The organism is Bacillus chungangensis (genome assembly GCF_030812995.1).
Classification (GTDB): Bacteria; Bacillota; Bacilli; order Bacillales; family Bacillaceae_C; genus Bacillus_CF; species Bacillus_CF chungangensis.
This window is the reverse complement of the sequence record NZ_JAUSTT010000034.1, coordinates 1-21,782: the sequence shown is the minus strand read 5'-3', so window position 1 is coordinate 21,782 and position 21,782 is coordinate 1. Positions and strand designations below refer to the sequence as shown.

At 39.4% G+C, this 21,782-nt stretch carries 19 protein-coding genes and 2 pseudogenes; 7 read left to right on the top strand and 14 right to left on the bottom strand.

What is annotated here, in order from left to right:
* Positions 1–624: 624 nt before the first annotated feature.
* The 8 genes from J2S08_RS20000 to J2S08_RS19965 form a co-directional block, all read right to left on the bottom strand.
* Positions 625–1,575: an aminopeptidase gene (locus J2S08_RS20000; RefSeq protein ID WP_307232710.1), complete on the bottom strand. Its 951-nt coding sequence runs from the start codon at positions 1,573–1,575 to the stop codon at positions 625–627.
* Positions 1,544–2,446 carry a DMT family transporter gene (locus tag J2S08_RS19995; protein WP_307232709.1) on the bottom strand — a complete coding sequence of 301 codons (903 nt, stop codon included), beginning with the start codon at positions 2,444–2,446 and terminating at the stop codon, positions 1,544–1,546. The genes J2S08_RS20000 and J2S08_RS19995 overlap by 32 nt, the downstream gene beginning before the upstream one ends.
* A 195-nt stretch (positions 2,447–2,641) precedes the next feature.
* Positions 2,642–3,298 (bottom strand): AroM family protein, encoded by a 657-nt coding sequence (locus tag J2S08_RS19990; protein WP_307232706.1) that lies wholly within the window; start codon positions 3,296–3,298, stop codon positions 2,642–2,644.
* A 6-nt stretch (positions 3,299–3,304) separates the two neighbouring features.
* Positions 3,305–4,240 carry a DUF1177 domain-containing protein gene (locus tag J2S08_RS19985; protein ID WP_307232704.1) on the bottom strand — a complete coding sequence of 312 codons (936 nt, stop codon included), beginning with the start codon at positions 4,238–4,240 and terminating at the stop codon, positions 3,305–3,307.
* Positions 4,241–4,278: 38 nt separating this feature from the next.
* Positions 4,279–5,331, bottom strand: coding sequence for an S-methyl thiohydantoin desulfurase domain-containing protein (locus tag J2S08_RS19980; protein WP_307232702.1), 1,053 nt, complete (start codon positions 5,329–5,331; stop codon positions 4,279–4,281).
* 97 nt (positions 5,332–5,428) lie between these two features.
* Complete coding sequence (locus J2S08_RS19975) at positions 5,429–6,988, bottom strand: OPT/YSL family transporter (protein ID WP_307232700.1); 1,560 nt, start codon at positions 6,986–6,988, stop codon at positions 5,429–5,431.
* Positions 6,969–7,634, bottom strand: a complete 666-nt coding sequence (locus J2S08_RS19970) for an aspartate/glutamate racemase family protein (protein WP_307232698.1) — start codon at positions 7,632–7,634, stop codon at positions 6,969–6,971. Before J2S08_RS19970 ends, J2S08_RS19975 begins: the two co-directional genes overlap by 20 nt.
* Before the next feature lie 176 nt (positions 7,635–7,810).
* Positions 7,811–9,448 carry a PucR family transcriptional regulator gene (locus J2S08_RS19965; RefSeq protein ID WP_307232696.1) on the bottom strand — a complete coding sequence of 546 codons (1,638 nt, stop codon included), beginning with the start codon at positions 9,446–9,448 and terminating at the stop codon, positions 7,811–7,813.
* Between the two features lie 383 nt (positions 9,449–9,831).
* On the opposite strand from J2S08_RS19965, the gene J2S08_RS19960 reads away from it, so the two are divergent.
* From J2S08_RS19960 to J2S08_RS19940, 5 genes are all read left to right on the top strand, one after another.
* The gene (locus tag J2S08_RS19960; RefSeq protein WP_307232694.1) at positions 9,832–11,001 is read left to right on the top strand and encodes an LL-diaminopimelate aminotransferase; all 1,170 of its coding nucleotides are present in this window, start codon (positions 9,832–9,834) and stop codon (positions 10,999–11,001) included.
* Positions 11,002–11,079: 78 nt separating this feature from the next.
* Positions 11,080–12,930 carry a TRAP transporter permease gene (locus J2S08_RS19955; RefSeq protein WP_307232692.1) on the top strand — a complete coding sequence of 617 codons (1,851 nt, stop codon included), beginning with the start codon at positions 11,080–11,082 and terminating at the stop codon, positions 12,928–12,930.
* Positions 12,931–12,948: 18 nt separating this feature from the next.
* The gene (locus tag J2S08_RS19950) at positions 12,949–13,932 is read left to right on the top strand and encodes a TAXI family TRAP transporter solute-binding subunit (protein WP_307232690.1); all 984 of its coding nucleotides are present in this window, start codon (positions 12,949–12,951) and stop codon (positions 13,930–13,932) included.
* Positions 13,933–13,960: 28 nt separating this feature from the next.
* Positions 13,961–14,860: a 2,4-dihydroxyhept-2-ene-1,7-dioic acid aldolase gene (gene hpaI, locus J2S08_RS19945; RefSeq protein ID WP_307232687.1), complete on the top strand. Its 900-nt coding sequence runs from the start codon at positions 13,961–13,963 to the stop codon at positions 14,858–14,860.
* Positions 14,861–15,378: 518 nt separating this feature from the next.
* A complete protein-coding gene (locus J2S08_RS19940; RefSeq protein WP_307232685.1) occupies positions 15,379–16,161 on the top strand; it encodes a Cof-type HAD-IIB family hydrolase in 783 nt (260 codons plus the stop codon).
* A gap of 349 nt (positions 16,162–16,510) precedes the next feature.
* Here the strand turns inward: J2S08_RS19940 and J2S08_RS19935 are convergent.
* A pseudogene (locus tag J2S08_RS19935) lies at positions 16,511–16,909 on the bottom strand (DUF5626 family protein); the annotation flags it as partial.
* A gap of 273 nt (positions 16,910–17,182) precedes the next feature.
* Between J2S08_RS19935 and J2S08_RS19930 the strand changes: the two are divergent.
* The gene (locus tag J2S08_RS19930) at positions 17,183–17,326 is read left to right on the top strand and encodes a hypothetical protein (protein WP_307232683.1); all 144 of its coding nucleotides are present in this window, start codon (positions 17,183–17,185) and stop codon (positions 17,324–17,326) included.
* 160 nt (positions 17,327–17,486) lie between these two features.
* Here J2S08_RS19930 and J2S08_RS19925 read toward each other — a convergent pair whose 3' ends face one another.
* Both J2S08_RS19925 and J2S08_RS19920 read right to left on the bottom strand, forming a co-directional pair.
* Positions 17,487–18,047, bottom strand: a complete 561-nt coding sequence (locus J2S08_RS19925) for an AAA family ATPase (protein ID WP_307232681.1) — start codon at positions 18,045–18,047, stop codon at positions 17,487–17,489.
* 120 nt (positions 18,048–18,167) lie between these two features.
* The gene (locus tag J2S08_RS19920) at positions 18,168–18,719 is read right to left on the bottom strand and encodes a GNAT family N-acetyltransferase (protein WP_307232680.1); all 552 of its coding nucleotides are present in this window, start codon (positions 18,717–18,719) and stop codon (positions 18,168–18,170) included.
* Positions 18,720–18,976: 257 nt separating this feature from the next.
* On the opposite strand from J2S08_RS19920, the gene J2S08_RS19915 reads away from it, so the two are divergent.
* Positions 18,977–19,447 carry a DinB family protein gene (locus J2S08_RS19915; RefSeq protein ID WP_307232678.1) on the top strand — a complete coding sequence of 157 codons (471 nt, stop codon included), beginning with the start codon at positions 18,977–18,979 and terminating at the stop codon, positions 19,445–19,447.
* A gap of 255 nt (positions 19,448–19,702) precedes the next feature.
* Here J2S08_RS19915 and J2S08_RS19910 read toward each other — a convergent pair whose 3' ends face one another.
* The 3 genes and pseudogenes from J2S08_RS19910 to J2S08_RS19900 form a co-directional block, all read right to left on the bottom strand.
* Positions 19,703–20,668: an ornithine cyclodeaminase family protein gene (locus J2S08_RS19910; RefSeq protein ID WP_307232675.1), complete on the bottom strand. Its 966-nt coding sequence runs from the start codon at positions 20,666–20,668 to the stop codon at positions 19,703–19,705.
* A 169-nt stretch (positions 20,669–20,837) separates the two neighbouring features.
* A pseudogene (locus J2S08_RS22785) lies at positions 20,838–21,284 on the bottom strand (transposase); the annotation flags it as partial.
* Between the two features lie 387 nt (positions 21,285–21,671).
* Positions 21,672–21,782, bottom strand: a 111-nt coding sequence (locus tag J2S08_RS19900; protein WP_307232746.1) for an ATP-binding protein, incomplete at its 5' end; no start/stop codon positions are given.

Below are 21,782 nucleotides of genomic sequence, written 5' to 3'. Positions count from 1 at the left end.
GATAACTGAAAGTCAAATGTCCGATTGGTTCGGGCCGACAGGGATGTCGGTCACAAAGGCGTTGCAACAGGACAAGGAAAGCTTCGGCAGTGATACATCGCACGAAGAAAAAGCGGTTTCCTTTTTCGAGGACGTTGCGTCCTTAGCCTTTGTTCTACTTCCCATCAGTGGGGGATGAGAGAAAACCCCCACTGATGGAAGTTTCACTTTATCAGTCAACTGTACCCTTATAACAGTTCAAAGAGCTGTTTTGTGACATGATTTTTATTAAATCAATTTTTTAAAAATTAAAAATGAAAGTGAATAATGCAAGTCGATTATCACCACCAAGATTTAGCCCATGTCGGGTACATTAAAAATAGCCAACCCCTTGGTAGTAAAAGGGATTGGCTATTGAGTTTGAATGTTTATTAGTTTAACACATTGAACATTTTGTTAAACTAATAGATTTTTTTGTTTCGTAATAGCGACCTATTCTTAAGTAATTCTTTTTTGGGATTTTCTTTCTTAGTCTTTTTCTCATCCTTACCGACTTTTACTCCCAAAACAAAAACAGAGCCAATCCACCTGTCAAAAGACCGTAAGATCGAGCTCTGTTCCAGTTTCATTTTCTTCCTTCACTTGTTATACAACAGAAACTTGTCCATTCTCAACGATGATTTTTCCATCGATTGCGAGTTGTGGTTTTAGTGTTACGCAGTCGATGTGGACACCGGCATTGATCGTTCCGCCAAAGGTGATATTGGTACCGAAGGCAACGTGGACGGTTCCGTATGCTTTTTCGTCTTCAAGGATGTTGCCGGTGACGCGGGCGGTATGGTTTGTGCCGATTCCTAGTTCTCCGAGGAAGCGGCCATCGCCAGTTCCTAAGATAGCGAGTAATTGTTCGCCCGTATTGCCTTCTGCTTCAGTGAGGCGTCCGTCTTCAACGGTTAATATAATCGGCATTGAGAGTTTGCCGATGCCGGCGATGGAGCCGTCGATTAAGATTTTGCCGTTTGCTTTTCCTTTTACAGGGGCGATGTAGCTTTCGCCGGAAGGGAGGTTGCCGGAGTCGCCTTTCTGTTCAAATACGCCTGTACTGCTGATGCCGTTTTGGCCTTCGACGTCGATTGTTAGTTCATATTCTCCGTTTTCGCCTGTTTTGATCGTGACGCTTTTCCCTGCATCTAATATGTTTGTTACTTCATTCGTAAGTTGTTTGACTTGTCGATAGTCTGCTTTTAATGCGCCTTCGGTGAACATGTCTTCTGTAACGCCGGGCATTGTGATTACTTTTACGCCTTTAGCACTGGCAGCTTTGCGCGCTAATGTATGGGTTAAGGAATGTTCTGTGATGCAAAGGCAGATTGTAACTTGCTCCATGGCAGCGACGACGCTTGCCGGCGGTTCTTCACCTGATTTTGACCGTGTTTCCATGATAATGAATTCCGCGGAATAGTGATTATCAATGATCGCTTGATAAACGTTTCGTGCTAGTGTTTCTTTTTCGAAGTCAGCGACGACAAGGATGTGATCGTCTTGGGCAGCATATAAATTATGATCAAATAGATTTTTGATAATGCTTTTTAACATGTTTCCAGCTCCTTTTCTGTTTTCCTTTTGTTAAAAACATGATACTTGTTAACACGAGAACTAGTCCAGCGCCCATATTCCATGTAATCACTTCATCTAAAATGACAGCGCCTAATAAGAAAGTAACGCATGGCATGAGGAAAGTGACAAAGACTGCGAAGACGGGACCGCCTTCATGGACAAGATAATAAAATAATACATAGCCAATACCTGAACTTAGCATACCAAAAATAACGAAAATAAGGAGATGAACAGGCGAGAGGACGTGAACAATATGATCTGGCTGCACAATGAATGCAAGCAGCCCGCATATGACGACAGCGATCGTTAACGTCCAAACCGCTAATATGTAAGGTGAAACAGCTTGATGATATTTGTCCGTTAATAAGGAAGTCAACGAATAGCAGGCTGCTGCGCATAGAAGAATAACCGTGCCTACTATTTGATTAGAAGCCTCAAAGTGCTGCTGAAACAGAAAAATCATCATCATACCACTAAAGCCTATTCCTACACTTATCCATTCGGAGAAGTTCGCCTGTTTTTTAAATAGCAGGACAGATAGAATAATGGTCAAAATAGGACTAAGGGCGTTGATGATGCCGCTAATTGTTGTATCTAAATATTGTTGACTGTATGTCATCAGCGTCCATGGGATCGCGGCTCCGAGAGCAGCGGTAAATATAAGTGATTTTGTCGGTATTAATTGCTTTTGCAAGCCTTTCATAAAAATAATAGGCAAAAGCATGATTAAACCGAATAAACATCGATAAAAAACGATGGCGAACGGGTGGAAATCGACTAATAATATTTTGGTCCACAAAAATGTTGATCCCCATAGCAAACTGAGCACAAGCAAAGCAAAGATTCTCATAGCCGTTCACCGACCTTTCGAGTAAATGAGCATGGTTGAAAAAAAGTGATAGGTGTTTTTTTATAAGTCCTAAATAAAAAGGTGGGGAGAAAGTTTCCTCCCCTGTTTAATAATAGGCTTATAAGTCATACACCCCGGCTTATAACGCAATTGATAGCATGTCCTGCTGAATTTTAGGATAACGTCTTTCCGCTTTTATGCGAGTTCTGCTGCAACCCTCGCAACAATACTGCGTGATAGAATAACGGGCAGATTGCTTGCTTCTTGAACGATTTTTCGATGCTCCTCCGTATAACCCATACAATCTAGTACAATCATACTAGCGCCTGCTTTTCGCAATGTTTCGGCAGGAGCGATAAAATCATCATCTGCATAAGGAGAGGCGCTTTCGACAAGAACGGTGATCCCATCCCACTTTTGCTTCAAAGTTTCTTTTTGTTCAGGTAAAGGGACGATAATCCCTAACGTTTGTTTGTCGATTAATCCATTGACGACAGCACGTAAAATCCGGTCAGGATACAGGATTAATTTTTCATGTTGAAAAGAAGGGAAGTTGCCTGTGCACGCAATGATGATGCTAGTAACTTGCGGCTCGATTTCGGTTATTTTTTCTTGTAGTCTTTGCGTAACGAGCTTTTTTGAGAGTTTAACAGACTCGCCCGTTGTTAATCTTGAGACATAGGTTGCTTCTTCTTGTTGAGGAGCGAGTGCTGCGATTTCTTCTCTTGTTAAGTCGTCCAATGCGCCTGCCTCGACAATCTGGATATCGTTTCCGAGAATCGCCTGCATTTCAGGTGTCATATCGACTCGTGGAGATTGCCCGATCGTAATAAGTCCCACTTTCGTTTGCATCGATTATTATTCCTTCCCTAACGTTTGTAAAACTTTCATGGAGCCGTACAATTTAGTTAAAGTGGCAAATTCAGCTTCATCGTAAAAGCTTGCTTTTCCTGCTGTATATTCTTTGGCAGCTTCTACGACATATCGCGCTGCTAATGCAATATCTGTTTCATGGCTTGCGCCTGTTCCACATCCAGGTACTGCCGATTCCGCTGTAATCGCTAAACCAACGACAGGCACATCGGTTGCAACTGCTGGCTGAAGAATACTGTTAATGTGGTAGACATTGTTCCCGTATGGCGTAATATCTTGGGTCGTAATTGGAAACGTTACTGCTAATTGGCCTGAAACCATTTCTTTGATGCGAACGAGATCATCACTAATACGTAAAATATAGCCTTCCTTTACAGTAGGGGAGATGGCGATCCCTTTATGATTAATGACGCGATTTCCTTTCGTTGTATCGATCGAAATAACTGCATCCATTTCTGGCAAAACTTCATATTTGTTCATCGTTAAAATATCAACTGGAGAGCCCATGAAGTCAACAGGTTCGTGTGGTTCTGTCGGTGCATGTGGACAGATGTGAGTTGTAATTGCCACATCTCCTGCAAGGCGATCTCCTTTTGTAGACATGTCCGCTAATTTCAATGCAGCAGCAATGGCAGCAACGGCTCCATCAGCATCTGATACCATCCCAATGCGGCTTGGACGCGCCCCGATTCCTCCCAAACGGCCAATAATGCCAAACGTTGGGGCGTCACCATTGACGGATTTCCCGTTTTTCCCTTTAATGATTATTTTAATAAAATCTGTACTGCCTTTTTCTCCTTTGACTGTTTCAGAGGAAGCCTCGACGTGTTCGTAGTTTTGAAATAAGGCGACTACTTTTTCACCGTTCACATGGGCATCGTCTATTAAATCTATTGTTTGTAATGTATGTTTTAATGACATAACAATCTTCCTCTCTATCTAAGATGTTCGTTATTTTGTTAGTACACAATTTGTTTTTTTACGATGGTTTCAATTGTTTTAAGCAGTTTCGGATTGGACATCGTTGCGCTCAATAGGAGCGATTCTTTAGGAACAGCAAGCACAGCCACTTTTCTATTTTTGGTGATTTCAGCGCTTACGAGCGGCATACCTGTTTCAGCATCAAATGTCATGATGAGGTCAGGAAACGTTGCTTTTCGTTCACCATTCCATTCCGCAGTCATATATTCATTCCAAAAAGTGAGCTCTAAATCATCGACATAGACAGTCCCAGTATCAAAACCGCCTTCGGTCACAATGGTACAGTGCTGGACAGTGCCTACTTTGATGATTCTTCCTTGCAGCTTTTCAGCAACAACTTCAATGCGATTGATCGCTTCTTTCTCTTTTAAATATGCTTTTCCCAACGCAATCGCTTGTTGGATTCCGCCAACAGCTGCGTGTTCTTTTAAATAGCGGATCGAAATTGGATTACGGGCAACACCGACCATGCCGCCTGCTTCAACAGAAAGCGATCGGATGACATTGGACGTATAGTTGATATGACCGCTGACAAAAGCTTCGATGCTTCGCATCCCTTTCCCGCCCGCTGCTGCTTGATAGGAAACATAGTCAGGCAGTTCTGTTAAGTTCAGCGAACCCATTGAAGCAGTAGGGTGCGCTCGTCCATTGCAGGGAGCATCGATGACCGGGAGGCCGGTTAATGCTGATTGCAGCCAGCCGTTGATCGTCGTTGAAGCTCCATTTTCATTTGTGATCAAACCCGAGATTCTGCCAGGGTAATTTTTGTCCAGCAGCTCTACTGTTGAGAACAATTGGCTTGCATCTACATATTGCTCTTTCGCTGCCGGCGCCCCGACTAAGGCGACGCAGGCGGCGATATCATTATCGCTGCAAGCATCGACTGTTTTGAGGGTAGGGGCTCCGACTTCTAAGGCGAGCTTTCCTTTGCTCAATCCATCCTTTATCCAGCCGCCGCCGCCTCCACCAAGGATGGCACCGCCATACACTGCTTCTTGAACAGTTTGTTCATCTAGTGTTATTACTGTCATGATGCATCACCACTTCGTTATTTTTTGCTAGCGGGGAGCATGGATGCTTCAGCCAATGCTCCCTCTCTAGAGGGAAGGTCTTATAGACAGGAATTACTTATCTTGCTTTCCAGATCGATGTAAAGAAGCTATATAAAGCATCTCCAGCAATAAAGCCTGCTGCTGTTGTGTACATCGTATTTTCTGCTTCTGGTCCTCGTACTTTTAAGACGACGACACGGATAATTAAGCCGACGATCACTGCCCATCCGGCTAGTGGGTTGAAAATCAACAGCCCCGTTGCGAGTAAAATTCCCATTTGCCGCTTTGAGCCGCCGATTAGCTGAATAAGAGCACCTGGGATCGCCCATAGGAATAGCATTTTTGCCGTATTTCCTGATAAACCTGCTTCGATTGTTGTAGCATACACTCTATCAACAGGCGGCACTAAATCTTTTGCGAAAAAGACGTGATGGAAAGCAGCTACCATTACAATGGCAACGACAAAGCCGATCATAGCACTAATCAGCTGCATTTTTCTGCCGTAAAGCTCCATTTCTGTATTGGCTTGTCTAATCAAGACGCCGCTTTTAAAGTCATAGCCAAGGTCGGCGAATGCTGGCCCTGTTGCAGCGGTGTAGCCGACTAATAGTGCAAGGGCCAGCGGCGGAAATCCAAGCATCATGCCAATAATCAATGAAATAAGTGTAACGGCAAATGCAGGGAACCAACCAGAATGCATGGCGGCAATTCCGACAATAATTTCCGAAGCTAAAGCGGCAAAGGCTGCAAATAGGATAAATAGAATCAGCTTGCCAAATGATAATTCCGACATTAAGCCGCCGAGAAGCGCTAATAACACTGCTCCTCCAACGTAAGCTGCGAAACCGAGCCCGAAGCCTTGCCTTACATCTTTATCTGTTCTTGTATAAACATGGTTTTGTTTACTTTCATCTGTTTGACCATTGTCTTTTTTTCTCATCGCTAAAATGAATTGAATAAGCGCAATCATTCCGGCTCCAATCATCATGCCGTGCGGAATATAGTAGCTATCTAAGTTAATATTGAACATTGGTTCTGCGTAGCCTTTAATTAACAATCCAACGCCAAACATGGATAATGCCCATATATTACCAATAAATGCAACACCAAAAGCCGACATTGGGATGCCAGCCCACGAGCCAACCAACCCGCCTAATATACCGAATCCGAGAAACTTCGCCCTTGCTCCTCCTTGATCGCCTGCTTTTAATGCTTCGGCAGTGGCGACACCTGGCGGCCAAGTCTCATCAGCCCCAAACAGCTTCGAATCAAACACTTTATAAAGGATAAGCGCATCAATAATAAGTGCAACCCCAGAACCAATTAGCATAGGGATGATTAAATCTGATCTGCCTAATACGAAAGGAATCCCAATGGGAATCAACAAGCTGTTCGCAGCACCGAATGTGGCAGCAGATATCGTTGTTTGAACTAAGTTTTGGTTATCAATCGATTTATACTTGTAAAACATTTGCATTGGGATTTTAGCGATGACAATTGCAATTAAAGCCCCAATAATCGAAGTATTTGGCGTAATTCCTAATGTTGTGATAATTTGCATTCCAATAATGGCGCCAAGCACCGCAACAAGGATGGAAAAAATAACAAAAGAAAAATCAAATGTTTTTTGGTTCATACGCTTTCCCCCTCATCATCGTTATAGCCGCAAGCGCTTGAGCATCAACGAGATCAATAATCGGGACGTTGACATGTTGGCTTAACGTCTTAGATAAACCAATTGTTGAAAACCCTGTACACGCATATAAAATAGATGTTGCACCTGCATCGAGAAGTTCTTTGGCAGCTGCAACTGCATTTTCCGCAGCTTGTTCTGTTAATAAATCGGTCGTTTTAGAAACGCCTTTTGGTGTAAGATGCTTGATCATTTTGTCACCTAAATAGTTTGCTATCGCTTTCGGTGCATCTTGTGTAATGCCGAGTACCCCAACTTGTCCACTCATCATTAAAGCTGTTAATGCACCGCAGCTTCCTGCTCCTAATACAGGAATCGCTACCGCTTTTCTGCATTCTTCTAATGCAGGGTCGGCCGCACAGCTAATTGTGATAATAGAAACGCCATCCTCTATTTCCATCTTTTTAGCGAGTGCGACAATTTTAGGGATGGCTTGCTGTTCGGATGCAGCATCGTAAATGCCGTTTGGTTGATCATCAATACATCTTGTGATCGTTTCGATGCCATGGTTTTCTTTCATCAACCTGCCGTGTTCATAAAGGATATGTGGGTCTTCTGTTGTAAAAACGCGAATAATGCCAACCTTCACTTTCGGTCAACCCCTTTTTGATATATTATAAATTTTAGAAAAAGTATGTATATGCACAAAAGGGGTAAAAATATGAAGCTTTCATTACCCACTTTGTATATCCATGGGAGATATTTGTTTCTTGAGGAAATAAAGAAGGTGACTAAAAGTCACCTCGGAAAACAGTTGTTGCAACTTTAAGGATTGTTTAAATCATACAGTTTCATTGCAATGCCAATTAATAATCGTGTATCACTATCTTGCAAGTCTAAATTCATCATCTCTTCCATTTTATCTAGTCGGTATTTTAATGTTCTTCGATGGATAAATAGCTTTTCAGCTGTTCTTTTTTGATTCCCATTTTCCTGTAGAAATGTCTTTAGCGTCTTGTATAAATGCCGTTGATGCTGATCAGCATCATGCTGGAGAAGCGGATTTAACAGCGATGTTGTATACTCCAAAAGCTCCTCGTCATCTTTTAATTTCATTAAGTAGCGGTACACACCGAGATCTTCATATAAGGCAATTTGTTTCTTGCTTTTTAGATCTTTCCCAATTTGTAAGGCAAAAGAAGCTTCCTTAAAGGCAATTTTTAAATCTGGCAACTCGGAATGGATGTGACTGATCCCTGCAAAAAAAGGAAAAGAAAGCTTGTTCGATAATTGCTCCGTTATCTTTTCAATGATCGTGATCATGTTCGGCAGTTCCTTGTCTACAACTGAAAAGAACACGAACAGATTTCCATGGCGATAAAACGATAGATAATGATCCAAATAAAGTTCGATTATTTTGTATGCGTGCTGATAAGCAATATTTCTTATATCAATCATGTGATCAGTAGACTCGAACATTTCTAAATAATCATGAAAATTAATGACAAAGAAGCCGTGTTTTTTTTCCAAATCGATGCGCAGCACTTTTGCCTGCTTTGTCATGACTTCTATCGAAATAGCTTGCTCAAGAATACTGTGGAAAAATTCATACTCTTTTGCTTTCCGAAACTGTAATGCACCTTGATTTCTCGTAAGGATAAGCTTGATTTGCTCGCAAATTTGCAAAAAGACGGATTCATATTCCCGTTTTAACAGCTTCGTATCCTCCGTTAAAATGTGTAAATAAGCGAGTAAATGATGTTCATGGTAAATAGGTAAGATTAATCTAGGATGAAGCGGTTTTTCATTTAAAAACACAACAGTTGCACCGTCAGCGATTTTCTTTTTTAATGCTTCGTGCAAAGGGGTGAGCTTTTCTCTCGTAAGCAGTATAAATTTTGTTCGCCATTCATCCTTCACGACTTTTTCAGAATGAGCAAGCAAGCGAAATTTGGCATCCTCTAAAAACACCGGACTGCTTGTATAATTTGAAATAGCTTCCATTGCTTGATTTAAATCAATATTGTCCTTGCCAAACATAGATGAGAGCAATTGATAATGGCGCTGTTCGCCAATCGATTTTTCCTCGTAGATTTTTTCAAATAAAGCTGTGAGGATTTTCACAAATGATGTTTCTACTGGTATGGAAATAACAGGCAAGCTATATTCATCTGCTAGTTCATATATTTCTTCCGGCAGCTGATGAATATACCGGCCGATCTTAATAACAAGACCAGCTCCCTTTGCCTCAATCAATGCCTTAAAAACTTCGATCTGTTTTTCTGGACTATTGCGAATGGAATAGAAGGTTGTCACCAATAGAATTCCTTCTGTAAGCCATTCGCTAATATCCGGCACTTCCATTACTTCTACCGCATTGATTTCCCGTGTTTTCCCTTTGTGTCCGGCAATGATTGTTGCATTTTTCATTTCTCCGACTTTTAAAGCTTCTTCAATATTCATGGCTTACCTCCGTTCCTGTTTTGTACGAAGCAGCAATCATTATTGTCTTTATAAGATAGCTTAGACAAAAATGATTGTCACTATTGCATTTCTTTATTGGCTGATGCACAAAAACAAACGTATGTAAAAAACAATGCGTATTGAAAACGCAGCCATACAGCTAGCTTATCTAAAAAGCACTGGTATGAATAGAGCTGAAAAGGAGAGACAAAATAAACTGTTTAACACAATATGTGTGAAATATTGGAAAAAACACTCTTATTGTGTTGACTTTTTTTGAAACAAACTTTAAGATGAAATGCAAACATACAAAATGTGTGTTCGTGAAAGGAGGATCGAAAACGACATATTAGTTTTACTTGTGAAAAAAGGAGGAAAAAACGTTGGAATTTCAATCAAAGAGAGTGTCACAAATTCCGCCTTATATGTTTGCAGAAATAAAACAAATGAAAGAGAAGTTGGTGCAGTCAGGTGTCCATGTCATTGATTTAGGTATGGGCGATCCTGATTTGCCGACGCATGCCCATGTTGTTGAGAAACTGAAAGAGGAGCTGCAAGATCATCACAATTTTAAATACCCAAATTTTCGCGGCTGTCAGGAGTATCGAGAAGCAATTGCGCATTTTTACAAAAAACAATTCGATGTCGTACTTGATCCTGAAACGGAAATATTAGCGCTCATTGGCTGCAAGGAAGGGGTGGCTCACCTTATTCCTTCGTTAATTGATCCTGGCGACTATGTCATCATCCCAGATCCAAGCTATCCCGTCTATCGAATGGCGACATATTTAGCAAATGGAAATGAATATCGTTTGCCTCTAGTGGAGGAACATGGCTACAAGCCAGATTTTGCGGAAATACCGCAAGCTATACTCGCGCAGTCTAAGCTTATTTTTCTTAATTATCCTAATAATCCTACGACTGCAGCTGTGGATGTTTCCTTTTTTCAAGAAGCATGCGATTTTGCCCGCAGCCATGGCATTGCGATTGCAAACGATTCTGCCTACAACATGGTAACCTTCGATGGCTATCAAGCACCAAGCATTTTGCAAGCCGATGGAGCTAAGGATATTGCGGTGGAGCTTGGATCATTGTCAAAAACGTTTAATATGACTGGATTTCGCATCGGCTATATTGTCGGCAATAAAGATATTATCCAAGCCCTATCTATTTATAAAAGCAATACCGATACAGGCCAATTTACACCGATCCAAAAAGCTGCTGCCCATGCGCTCAAGAGCGGATATGAATGCATTGATCAATATAACGCCATCTACTACAAACGAATAAAGGAAGTTTCAGAAGCACTTGCTTCCATCGGAATTGAAGTGAAGGAGACCCCAAAAAGTACATACTTTGTTTGGGCAAAAGTGCCAGCTGGCTATACTTCGAAAGCATTTGCAACAGCTGTTCTTGAAAAAACAGGCGTCATTATTACACCAGGAAGTGCTTTCGGCCCTGGAGGAGAAGGCTATTTTAGGCTTGCGGTTTCTGTTGATGAAACCCAACTGCGAGAAGCAATCGAGCGGATGAAGCAGCATTTAAGCCTATAGAAACGCTAGCAAGTAAAGTATTTATACTGCAAGCAGATAATGGCTGTTTTTCAAATGAATTGTCTTGGAGGTGTTAAGTTGATTTTGAAAAGAGACGCCGCATTCGTTCAATGGATCATTACAGGTCTAGCGATCTGTTTGTCTTTTTTTGTGTTGTATTACGCTGTTTTTGGCTCAGTCATTGCCATGAAGCAGCGAGCGATTGTACTATTGCTGTCGTTCGTACTCTGTTTTCTGATCTATCCAGCTGTGAAAAAACAGCAGGAAAGACTCTCAATTGTTGATGTATTGTTGGTAATGCTCTCCGTTGCAGTGACAGTTTATATTGTGATTCACTTTGAGTCTTTCATTCTTCGGGCAGGTTCGACAACGACAATGGATATGATCATGGGGTCTGCAGCGATTTTCCTAGTGTTAGAGTCTGCGAGACGGACGATTGGGTGGGCGCTGCCGCTCATTGCTTTATTTTTTATGTTATATGCCACTTTTGGGCATTATTTGCCAGGGATGTTTGGACATAATGGGTATTCTTTTAGTCGCATGATTCATCATTTGTATTTAACGACAGAAGGTATTTTTGGCACTGCACTCGGTGTCGCAGCAACGTTTGTTTTTCTGTTTATTTTATTTGGCGCGTTTTTGGAACGATCAGGAGCGTCTAAATACTTTATGGACTTAGCCATTAGCCTTACTGGAAAATCAAAAGGGGGACCGGCAAAAATCTCAATTTTTGCAAGTGGCTTAATGGGGAGCATTTCTGGCAGTTCGATTGCCAATGTCGTCGGTACAGGAACATTTACGATTCCTTTAATGAAGAAAATTGGCTATAAACCAACGTATGCGGCTGCAGTTGAAGCGAGCGCTTCGACTGGTGGGCAAATTATGCCGCCGATTATGGGCGCTTCCGCTTTTATTATGGCGGAAATGCTCGGTGTTCCGTATATGGATATTGTCGTGGCAGCGATTTTGCCAGCTATTCTCTATTATTTGAGCCTGTATATGAATGTTCATTTAGAAGCAGCGAAAATCGGGCTGGAAGGGATTCCAGAAGCGCAAATTCCGAAATTTAGAAAGATATTTTTTCAAGGGCTTCCATTTCTTGCGCCAATGGCGATGATCTTTATTGTTCTCTTTACGGGAGCAAGCCCAATGAAAGCAGCGTATATCGGCATTTTTGTTCTTCTTGCAGCAAGCCTGATCAAAAAATCATCGAGAATGAATGTGAAAACACTCGTGTCCTCTTTAAAGGATGCTGCTGTTACATCGGTCAGTATTGTGAGTGCAACGGCGTGCGCTGGAATGATTATCGGTGTTGTATCGCTGACAGGATTAGGGCTAAAGTTCACAGATTTTGTGATTTCTTTTGCCCAAGGGCACATCCTTATCGGCTTAATCTTAACGATGGTTGCTTCCATTGTATTAGGGATGTCTTTGCCAACAGTGGCTACTTATATTGTGTTGTCTGTGTTAACAGCGCCAGCGTTGGAACAATTAGGCGTGCCGATCTTTGCCGCTCATCTTTTTATTTTGTATTTTGGCGTTTTCGCAGATATTACGCCGCCCGTTGCCTTGGCGTCGTATGCAGCTTCAGGAATCGCTAAATGCTCGCCAATGGCAGCTTCCTTTAAAACATTAAGGGTGGCACTTATAGGATTTCTGATTCCATTTTTATTTGTTTATTTCCCTGCCTTGCTCTGGCAAGGAAGTATTATCGAAATCATCATTGCAACCGTGACAGCTATATTAGCGATTATTGCGATTGCAGCAAGTTTGAATGGGTATTTTATTGCGAAAACAACATGGCTGCAAAGAATCTTGTTGCTGGCTAGCGGTGGCATGTTAATTGTTTCTGAATGGATTACTGATGTCATTGGACTCATAGTGCTTGTCTTTGTCTATGGATGGCAGCGCTATCAAAAAAATCATTAGAGAAAGGGTGACAACAAAATGCGTAAGTATTTATATGTGATCATGGCAGTTTTCCTTCTCTCGATCGTTAGTGGATGTGGAGAAGAAGAGAAGGATGTCACGAAAAAACGATCAAAAGAGCAAGTCGATAAGCTCTCTTTCGTGACTGCTGGCCAGGGAGGAACATTTTTCCCGCTCGGTGGAGGAATGGCAAAAGTAATAAATGATAAAGGAATTGCCCAAGTGACCGTCGAAACTTCCGGTGGCTCTGTTGAAAATGCCCGTTTGTTAGGGAGGGTGGATGCCGATTTGGGACTGCTTGAAACCGGCATCGCTTATTATGCCGCGGAAGGAATTGAAATGTTCGAAGGTGAAAAATATGAAAATCTTCGCGGCATCATGACAGTGTATCCGAATTTATTGCAAATGGTAGTGAAGGCAGATTCAGGCATCGAGTCATATGCCGATTTAAAAGGAAAAAAAGTCGTCGTCGGCCAGCCTGGCAGTTCTTCGATGTTGAATTTAGAGCTTGTCTTAAACGAATATGGACTATCAATAGATGACCTTAACGCTCAATATTCTGGGTTCGGTGAAGGAATTGACCTATTAAAAGACGGCCAAGTAGAGGCAACACTAGTAGATGTCGGTGTTCCCGCTCCCGCGATTATCGACATTGCGACTCAGCATCACATCAACATATTATCGATTGATGAAGAAGTGATCGAATCAATCGGTGAAAAATATGCTTACTTTTCAAATAAAGTAGTGATACCTGCTGGCACTTACAACAATCAAGATGAAGATATCATCACCGCAGGCGTTAAAGTCATGCTTGCAACACGTGCAGATTTGTCTGAAGAATTAGTCTATAATATGACAAAAACGATTTTTGAAGAAAAAGAATCCATTGCCAATATCCATTCCAGCGGAGAAAACATCAACATTGATGAGGCATTAGAAAGCATGTCGATTCCCCTTCATCCTGGGGCGCAAAAATATATAGAAGAACAACAAGCAAATTAATCATTGTAGAAACGGAGTGTACGAGAACATGTTAACAGAAATCAAACAACAATTAAAAGGATCGATTGCACCAGTGATCACACCATTTACAAAGACAGGTGACGTTGATTTAGAGAAAATGTCAGCGTTAATCCAATGGCAGCTTGAAAGCGGCAGCCATGGCATATCCGTAACCGGCACGTCAGGAGAGCCAAGCTCTTTAACGACAGAAGAGCGAATAAGAGTAATGGAAAATGCAATCAGAACAGTCAATAGCAGAGTTCCGGTCATACCAGCAACAGGCTCGACCAATCATCAAGAAACGATGTATTTAACGAAGTGTGCGCAAGACATGGGCGCAACAGCAGTCATGGTCATTGTGCCTTATTACAATCGTCCGAATCAACATGCATTGTACAAGCACTTCAAAACAGTCGCTGATTCGGTTGATATCCCAGTCATTATCTATAATATCCCTGGGCGGACAGCTGTTAACTTGGAAGTCGAGACGATTGGCCGCCTCGTTGACGATTGTCCAAACATTGTTGGCGCCAAAGAATCAAACAAAGACTTCGAACACATTAATCGGGTTATGCACAGATGTGGACAAGATTTTCTCTTATTCTCAGGAATCGAACTGCTTTGCTACCCAATGCTCACCATTGGAGGTGCAGGCTCCATTAGCGCCACAGCCAACGTCGCTCCAGCGCAAGTGGCAGAAATGCACAACGCTTGGTTCGAGGGCGACAGAGACAGAGCGTTGCAGCTCCACTATGAGCTGATGCCACTAAACGATGTCTTATTTAAAGACACAAACCCTGCCCCAGTCAAAGCAGCACTCGGCATGATGAACAAAATCGACCCAATCTTGCGCATGCCGATGGATATTCCATCTGAAGAGTTGCAAAAAGAAATCCGACCCACCCTTGAGGGATATGGAATGATTTAAACATAGATATGGAATGCTGTCGTCGTCAACATTTTGGAAACGGCGGCAGCATCAATTTAGAAAGGTTTATAATAGAAGAGACTCGTCCTGTTATCTATGAAAAATTGACATCCCTCGATCTAAATAGAAAACAGCTTTCTAAGGTTGTTAGAGCAAATAGGCGATAACAAGAGATATTCGCTATTGATAAGCTTTACAACGAAAGGTATCAAGGCTTGACAGCAGTATGCACTTTGTTAGAATGGCACTTAGATCAACGTTTTCTATTTTTTTATTTTCCTCTCAAACATTTTCCTCACTTCACCAATTACTGTTCTTATTTTTGCAAGAAAGACATCGCCCGATGCTCATTAACAGTTATTAACCATTAAAAATACGAACTATGTTACAAATATATAAATGTACATTACGCTCACGTGATGAATCGATATAGATCATCTTGGGAAGCATGTATGGACAAACCTTATGAACTCTACTGCAAGAGATATGAAGCATTGAAATAATGATGACATATATAGATGAAAAACAGAAAGGCAGGCAAAAAATCAATGGATGTTTTTCAACCACAACATGACATTAAATTAATTGCACTAGATATGGATGGAACGCTTTTAAACAGCAAACATGAAGTATCTCCTGGAAACCGCCAAGCCATTAAAGAGGCGATGGAAAAAGGGATTCACGTTGTATTAAGTACAGGCAGACCGTTGTCAAATTGTCGAGACTATGCCACTTCTCTTGAACTTTCCTCTTATTTAATTACTGTAAATGGCAGTGAAATTTGGGGAGAGAATGGTGAATTAGTGGAAAGACACGTCATTGACCCTGATATCATAGAGTGGCTGCAGCATCTTGCGCAAACACATGATACAATGTTTTGGGCTGTAAGTTCAGTAGGATATTGGCGAAGCAGCGTACCAAATGACATTCATCAATATAGCTGGCTTAAATTTGGATTTAATACAGAAGATGACGAAAAAAGAGCAAAAATTTGGCAACAACTCATGAACAATAAACGCCTGGAAGTATCCAATTCCAGTCCAACAAACATTGAAGTAAATGCAAAGGGTGTTAACAAAGCGCAGGCCATTAGAAACATATGTCGAAGACTAGGCATTTCCATGGAAGAAGTGATGACTGCTGGGGATAGTCTCAATGACTTGGCCATGATTACCGAGGCAGGCTGCGGAATTGCCATGGGCAACGCCCAAGAAACCGTAAAAAAAGCAGCAAACTGGGTAACAGCCACTAATGACGAAGATGGCGTCGCACTCGCTATCAAAAAATTTGCATTAAAATAAAGCTGTAACTTGAAAATCTTTTGATAGTAAATATGTACGGTCTTGCTTAAAAGAGTCTGGATAATTTGTTGTCGTCGAACCCATGCAGCTAGGGGGCGACGACAATTTATTTTTATTGAGAAAAAAACGAAGGATATTGGGTAAGGATTAGAAAGAACTTAAATAGCAGTGCAAACTTTGTAAAATGTGTATAGATATCAATGAATTTTTGGCTTTTATCTTACCCATGTGGGATTGAAACAAGGAAAATCATAATTCCATAACTAAGGCTTTCAGCCGTAGAACAAACCACCCGTTATCAAGGGTGGTTTTGATTTCTGTATCAAAATATCAATTAAAAATAAAACTTTTAAAATCTTGAACTAGTTGTTAACACATTCTCATTTAAAGTTGCCTTTACCCAGACACTTGAACCGCCCATCCCTCCAAGCCAAGAAGCGTTGGCTGAATATTTTGCTGTTTTATTTGAATATGTTAAAGAAGTATCTGATAGACTACCTCCTATCATCCAATGATCTGGATCATATGCTTTAGTAATCTTTGAATTATTTATATTTGATCTTGGGACATTTACATCTATATAAAAACTCATTCCCATCTTCAACGAAGTTACTGAAACTTTATAAGTAGATGTCCCATAAGGAAAATAATAATCACTGGAAAGGTTTACTCTCGGCTCTACAGCTTCTACACTTACTGTAATTTCTTCTCCATCCTTATTAAAATATGTGGCTTTTTGATTTTGATCTTTAGTTAAGTCAAGTCATTTCAAATTCATTACTTAATATTTATTCCGCATGTACTTCTAAGGAGTTGATATTGAAAAATAAAAGACCAGATACAACAAATAAAAAACTTAGCCATTTCAATTTTCCCATTTTTACAGCTCCTTTTTAATTGTATAAACAATACTACATCAATAATATACCATTAAATACAAAAAAAGGAAAGAATAAAAAATATAACCATTTTATTATATACTAATATTTATATAACCATATAAAAAAGGGAGGGATAAAATATGGGGGGGATTACCTTTCTACTTTTTTATTTAATTCCAATTATGTTCATAGTCTGGACTGTATTAAAAGTAATTAATTTACAAAAAGAAAGCAATGAACTTTTAAAAAAAATATATAACCAATTAAATAGTAAAGACGACTAATTTTATAGAATTTAGTAAAAAACCAACTTAAAAAATATAACGCGAATAAATAATTAATGTTATAAAATAAAATTTTAAAAAAAGAGAAAGGAATGGAATCCCTTCCTTTCTCGAATCACGCCCAATTTGCGAAATAGGCTTAACTTTGAAAATTCCTTTACTATATAACATTCTTAAGTATAAAGCTTGCTCTCTGTTTCACCCCTATTTTGGGTACCTCAATAAGCTCATAATCAAGTTGCTCATAAGTCCTAAACATGGCTTTATAAGTTGCGACGGCTTCTTCAAAAACTTGTTTTCTCTCATCATCAGTTTTGTATATGTCCTTCCAAGGGGGTAAAATAAATACCTTTTTGTTATACCTGTACCTTTTGACGGCAGATTCAAGTTGTTTCGAAACAGGAATGTTTATCAAATGTGTATAGGTAAGAGTATCTGGAATGCCCCGATCGAAAAATAGAAGTTGGCTTGAAGGGTTCGTTAATGCTGATAGATAGCTTTCTATGGATTGTTCTAACATTAGATCACGATATTTTGTTACATTCCCCCAAGGCAGGGCATCACCATTGGAAGAAATCTGTTTTTTAATAATTTCCCTTGCAACCTCAGGAACATACTTATAATTATTTTTCTGTAATTCATCTAACAGGGTCGTTTTACCAGAGCCAGGTCCGCCGGTAATAATTATAAAGTCATCCCTTAATAAATTTCCATCTTCCATTTTTGAATTCTCCTTCATTTTTTTGTCTCGAAGAGGTTCTTAAGCAAATCATATTTATGCTCTCTAAAACCAACCATTCGCAATCATCTTCACTACCAATTCAACCACGCTATTTCTTTGCTACATATGTAGATATTTTTCCCGATATTCATTTTCTAACATACTCATGATAATGAGGTCGTAATAGCGGTGGTTATTATATAAGTACTCTCTTAGAACGCCTTCTTTTTTAAAGCCAAGCTTTTCATAGACGTGGATGCCGCGCTTGTTATGATCATAGACGCTGAGTTCTATTCTATGTAAGTTGAGTTTGCCGAATCCATAATCCAACATTAATTTCATTGCTTCTGTTCCATAACCTTTGTTTAAAAGTTTTTCTTCAAAAAGGCAGATTCGGATATTGGCATTTCGATTTGCTATTTCGTTTAACACTACTTCTCCTACAGGTGAATGGTTTTCTTGGCATACGATAATAAAATCCACCCTTGAGTCATCACCACTCATGATTTTTTCCACATATTCATCAATTTGTTTTCTTGTAAATGGTTTCGTATTTCCAGTTAATGAACTAATTACTTCAGAACAGACAGCTTGATACAATAACTCCTTATCCTCTTCCGTTCCATAAGGTCTTAAATAGACTTTTTTTCCTTCAATATACTTTATTGACAAGAGAATCTCCTCCCTGGGAATAAACAATACTCCATGGATTCAAACATGAATAAACATTGTAATAATAGTTTAGAAGGTTATGATATATATGTAAATAGCGAGAAAAATAATTATTTTCATAAAAATAAAGGGTAGCGATAGGCAATGGAAATAAAAACTTAAAGAAATAGCCGATTATGTTCCAAAAGATTGTGGTGAAGATGGGATTGAATATGCATTAAAAAACTTAAATTAATCTAATGGAAGGTGGAACTGGAATGTTAACGGAGTTATTTCAATATAATTGGCAAATAAGAGATGAATGGATGCAATGGTGCAGAGAAATTTCATATGAGGAATTAGTCAAAAAGAGAATTGGTGGGATGGGAAGCTTCCTTCATACATTATTTCATGTAATTGATTGTGAGCAGCTATGGGTCAATCAAATGTGGGGAAAATCTGTTATTGTTAAAGACATAGAGACAATAAAAAGCTTAGATGATGTAAAATTGTATGCTTCTGCTACGTGTGCCAATACTATGCTCTTTTTAGATGAGCATAGAGAGAATTTCGAAGATAAAACTTTACTAATTAAAACTAGAAATGGTGATAAACTTATATTGCCTCATAAAAAAATTCTTCAACACATTATTACACATGAAGTTCATCATATTGGTCAATTATCGATTTGGGCGAGAGAGTTAGGCGTAGCACCTGTTCATTCAGATTTGCTGACCAGAGATTTATAAAAGGAGGCGGATTATTGGACTATTCGCCTTCCTAATTAAATGTAGTGTAGTGTTTATCAAAATAAACTATAATCATTAAAGATAGAAAAATCCCTGATTTCGATCAAAAAACAGGGATTTTTGGCATTTTAATGGACTTAAGGAAATGAATAAACTATTGGTTCTTATTCAAGAAAATCCCCTGTTAGCTAGGTACAATTATTCACAATCTTTTATTAATTACTGTAATTTACTTATTGTAATAATGTTTTTTGGTTATTGTAAAAATTTTATTATTTTTCCTATATTAATCTCTTTAGCTTTCTTGAACACCTGCCAAGCCCCAGCTAAATCCTGAAATGGCAACCCCACCATTCCATAGATCGTTATTTGTTCTTCATTCGTTCTTCCTAGTTTAGGGTTTTCGATTATTTCCCCTATTTCACAATTTATTACGCTTTTATCTAGCCCCACACCACCAGCGGCGCCCATACTTACTGCTAGTTCTTTATCATCACATACAAAAATAGCCTGTTTTAATAATTCTGCATCTACCTCTGCTTTATAAGGTTCATCTGGACCGAGAGTCGTGATGTGAGTGCCTTTTTTAATTAAGTGAGGGAAAAGAAACGGCTTTTTAGACCAGGTTGCTGTTATTATTATGTCTGCATCTGCCACTGCTTCTTCGAGGCATTGGCATACGTGCCAATTTGCCTTGATTTCATTTTTTAATTCATTAACCATAGTAATAGCATTTAATTCGAAAGTATCGAAGATAAATATGTCAGAGAAATCTCTTAAATAGCTCAATGACTGTATTTGTAACTTCCCTTGGGCACCTGCTCCAATTAATGCCACTTTTTGAGCTTCTTTTCGAGCCAAAAGGTGAGTACCAATAGCCCCAGCTAAGCCAGTTCGGACAGCTGTGATATAAGAGGATTCCATTATGGCCAGCAGTTCTCCTGTATTTAAATCAAAAAGGTTAATTATCCCTTTAATCGCAGGTTTTTCACTAGGAAATTTTGCGTGGTTTTTTATGGTAAAAGCAGGGATATCATTAATTAATCCTGGGAAAAGAATCATAGCACTTGAATTATCATTTTTTAAAGTTGAACGAATACGAACACCAGAAGACGAATTCCTTATTGAATAATTCCTAAAGCCACTTATTAACTCTGAATGTAACTCTTTTACATCCAAGAGCTGCTGTACTTCGCTTTTAGTAAGTATTAAAGTGTCCATCCTAATTAACCTACTTTCGTAATACGTATTTCTATTATTTGGTAAGAACGCCCTTTATTTCCTTATAGAAATAAAATCTATATAACTGCAATATTAACCTTTTTTATTCCTAACCTCCCTGTTAGTTCAATTACACTGGCTCTTGTTTTTCTTCTAATTCATATACTTCATTTGCTAACATCATCATAGACATCTGATAAAGTACCCGACGTGCATCTCGAACACCACTATATGTCTATTTTGCTGAGCGTACTGAAGTACCAGATTGAGAGTTTTCAGCTGATACACCTAGGTATTTCTTAAATTCTTTGTATGTATTAAAGCGATCTATATCACCAATAACACCGATTAGAGTACAAGCAATATTTTCGCTTACAAAAGGAAAAGAAAGAAGTAACTCCGTATATAGGATGAGGTTCAATTCCTTTTTCGGGATCTCCTCTAAAAAGAGAATGGATTTCCACATCAATCAGTTGAATGCTTTCCTCAAGCCTCAAGGCTTCTTCAATGACCCATTTCTGCCTTCCAACTAGATGTTCTACCGGTACAGCCACAGTATGTGGCATAATTTCAGATAATGTTTTAGCTGCTTTTTCGCTACATTCTTAGCACCTGCTTACATTGGTTCTTATTAAATTATATATTAATTATTCTCCTTATTCATTATTATTCATCTTACAACTATAAACTATAGACATAATTCAGTAGCATGTATTTCATTAAAACAATACTTTCATTTCTTTAAACACTACAGAAACAACTTTATTGTTCTTCGATATAATCATTTTAAGCAATAAAAAAACTTAAACAACTTTAGTAGCCGACTATCGCCTTGAAAGATAGTCGGCTACTTCATTTTTGATGATAAAATGAAACGGCTTTATTATCAGTACACAGTTATACAATTCGATTACAGGATCATAGATGAAGGAAAGGAAAAAGGGATTTCATATAAATGTCAACTAAATTATGTACACAATCGCTCACTTAATGATGCACAAAATCACTCAGAATCTTTGGCTAAATGATCCTTCAAACGATATGAATCACCTACAATTGTGATTACTGTTGCGTGATGTAGAATCCGGTCGAGAATCGCATTGGCTAGTTTCGG

Coding starts and splice junctions, on each gene's coding strand:
- J2S08_RS19990 (WP_307232706.1), bottom strand. CDS start 3,298: ATGCAAACGAAAGTGGGACTTATTACGATCGGGCAATCTCCACGAGTC.
- J2S08_RS19940 (WP_307232685.1), top strand. CDS start 15,379: ATGAAAAACAGAAAGGCAGGCAAAAAATCAATGGATGTTTTTCAACCA.
- J2S08_RS19985 (WP_307232704.1), bottom strand. CDS start 4,240: ATGTCATTAAAACATACATTACAAACAATAGATTTAATAGACGATGCC.
- J2S08_RS19995 (WP_307232709.1), bottom strand. CDS start 2,446: ATGAGAATCTTTGCTTTGCTTGTGCTCAGTTTGCTATGGGGATCAACA.
- J2S08_RS20000 (WP_307232710.1), bottom strand. CDS start 1,575: ATGTTAAAAAGCATTATCAAAAATCTATTTGATCATAATTTATATGCT.
- J2S08_RS19980 (WP_307232702.1), bottom strand. CDS start 5,331: ATGACAGTAATAACACTAGATGAACAAACTGTTCAAGAAGCAGTGTAT.
- J2S08_RS19925 (WP_307232681.1), bottom strand. CDS start 18,047: ATGGAAGATGGAAATTTATTAAGGGATGACTTTATAATTATTACCGGC.
- J2S08_RS19910 (WP_307232675.1), bottom strand. CDS start 20,668: ATGGACACTTTAATACTTACTAAAAGCGAAGTACAGCAGCTCTTGGAT.
- J2S08_RS19930 (WP_307232683.1), top strand. CDS start 17,183: ATGGGGGGGATTACCTTTCTACTTTTTTATTTAATTCCAATTATGTTC.
- J2S08_RS19965 (WP_307232696.1), bottom strand. CDS start 9,448: ATGAATATTGAAGAAGCTTTAAAAGTCGGAGAAATGAAAAATGCAACA.
- hpaI (WP_307232687.1), top strand. CDS start 13,961: ATGTTAACAGAAATCAAACAACAATTAAAAGGATCGATTGCACCAGTG.
- J2S08_RS19915 (WP_307232678.1), top strand. CDS start 18,977: ATGTTAACGGAGTTATTTCAATATAATTGGCAAATAAGAGATGAATGG.
- J2S08_RS19950 (WP_307232690.1), top strand. CDS start 12,949: ATGCGTAAGTATTTATATGTGATCATGGCAGTTTTCCTTCTCTCGATC.
- J2S08_RS19975 (WP_307232700.1), bottom strand. CDS start 6,988: ATGAACCAAAAAACATTTGATTTTTCTTTTGTTATTTTTTCCATCCTT.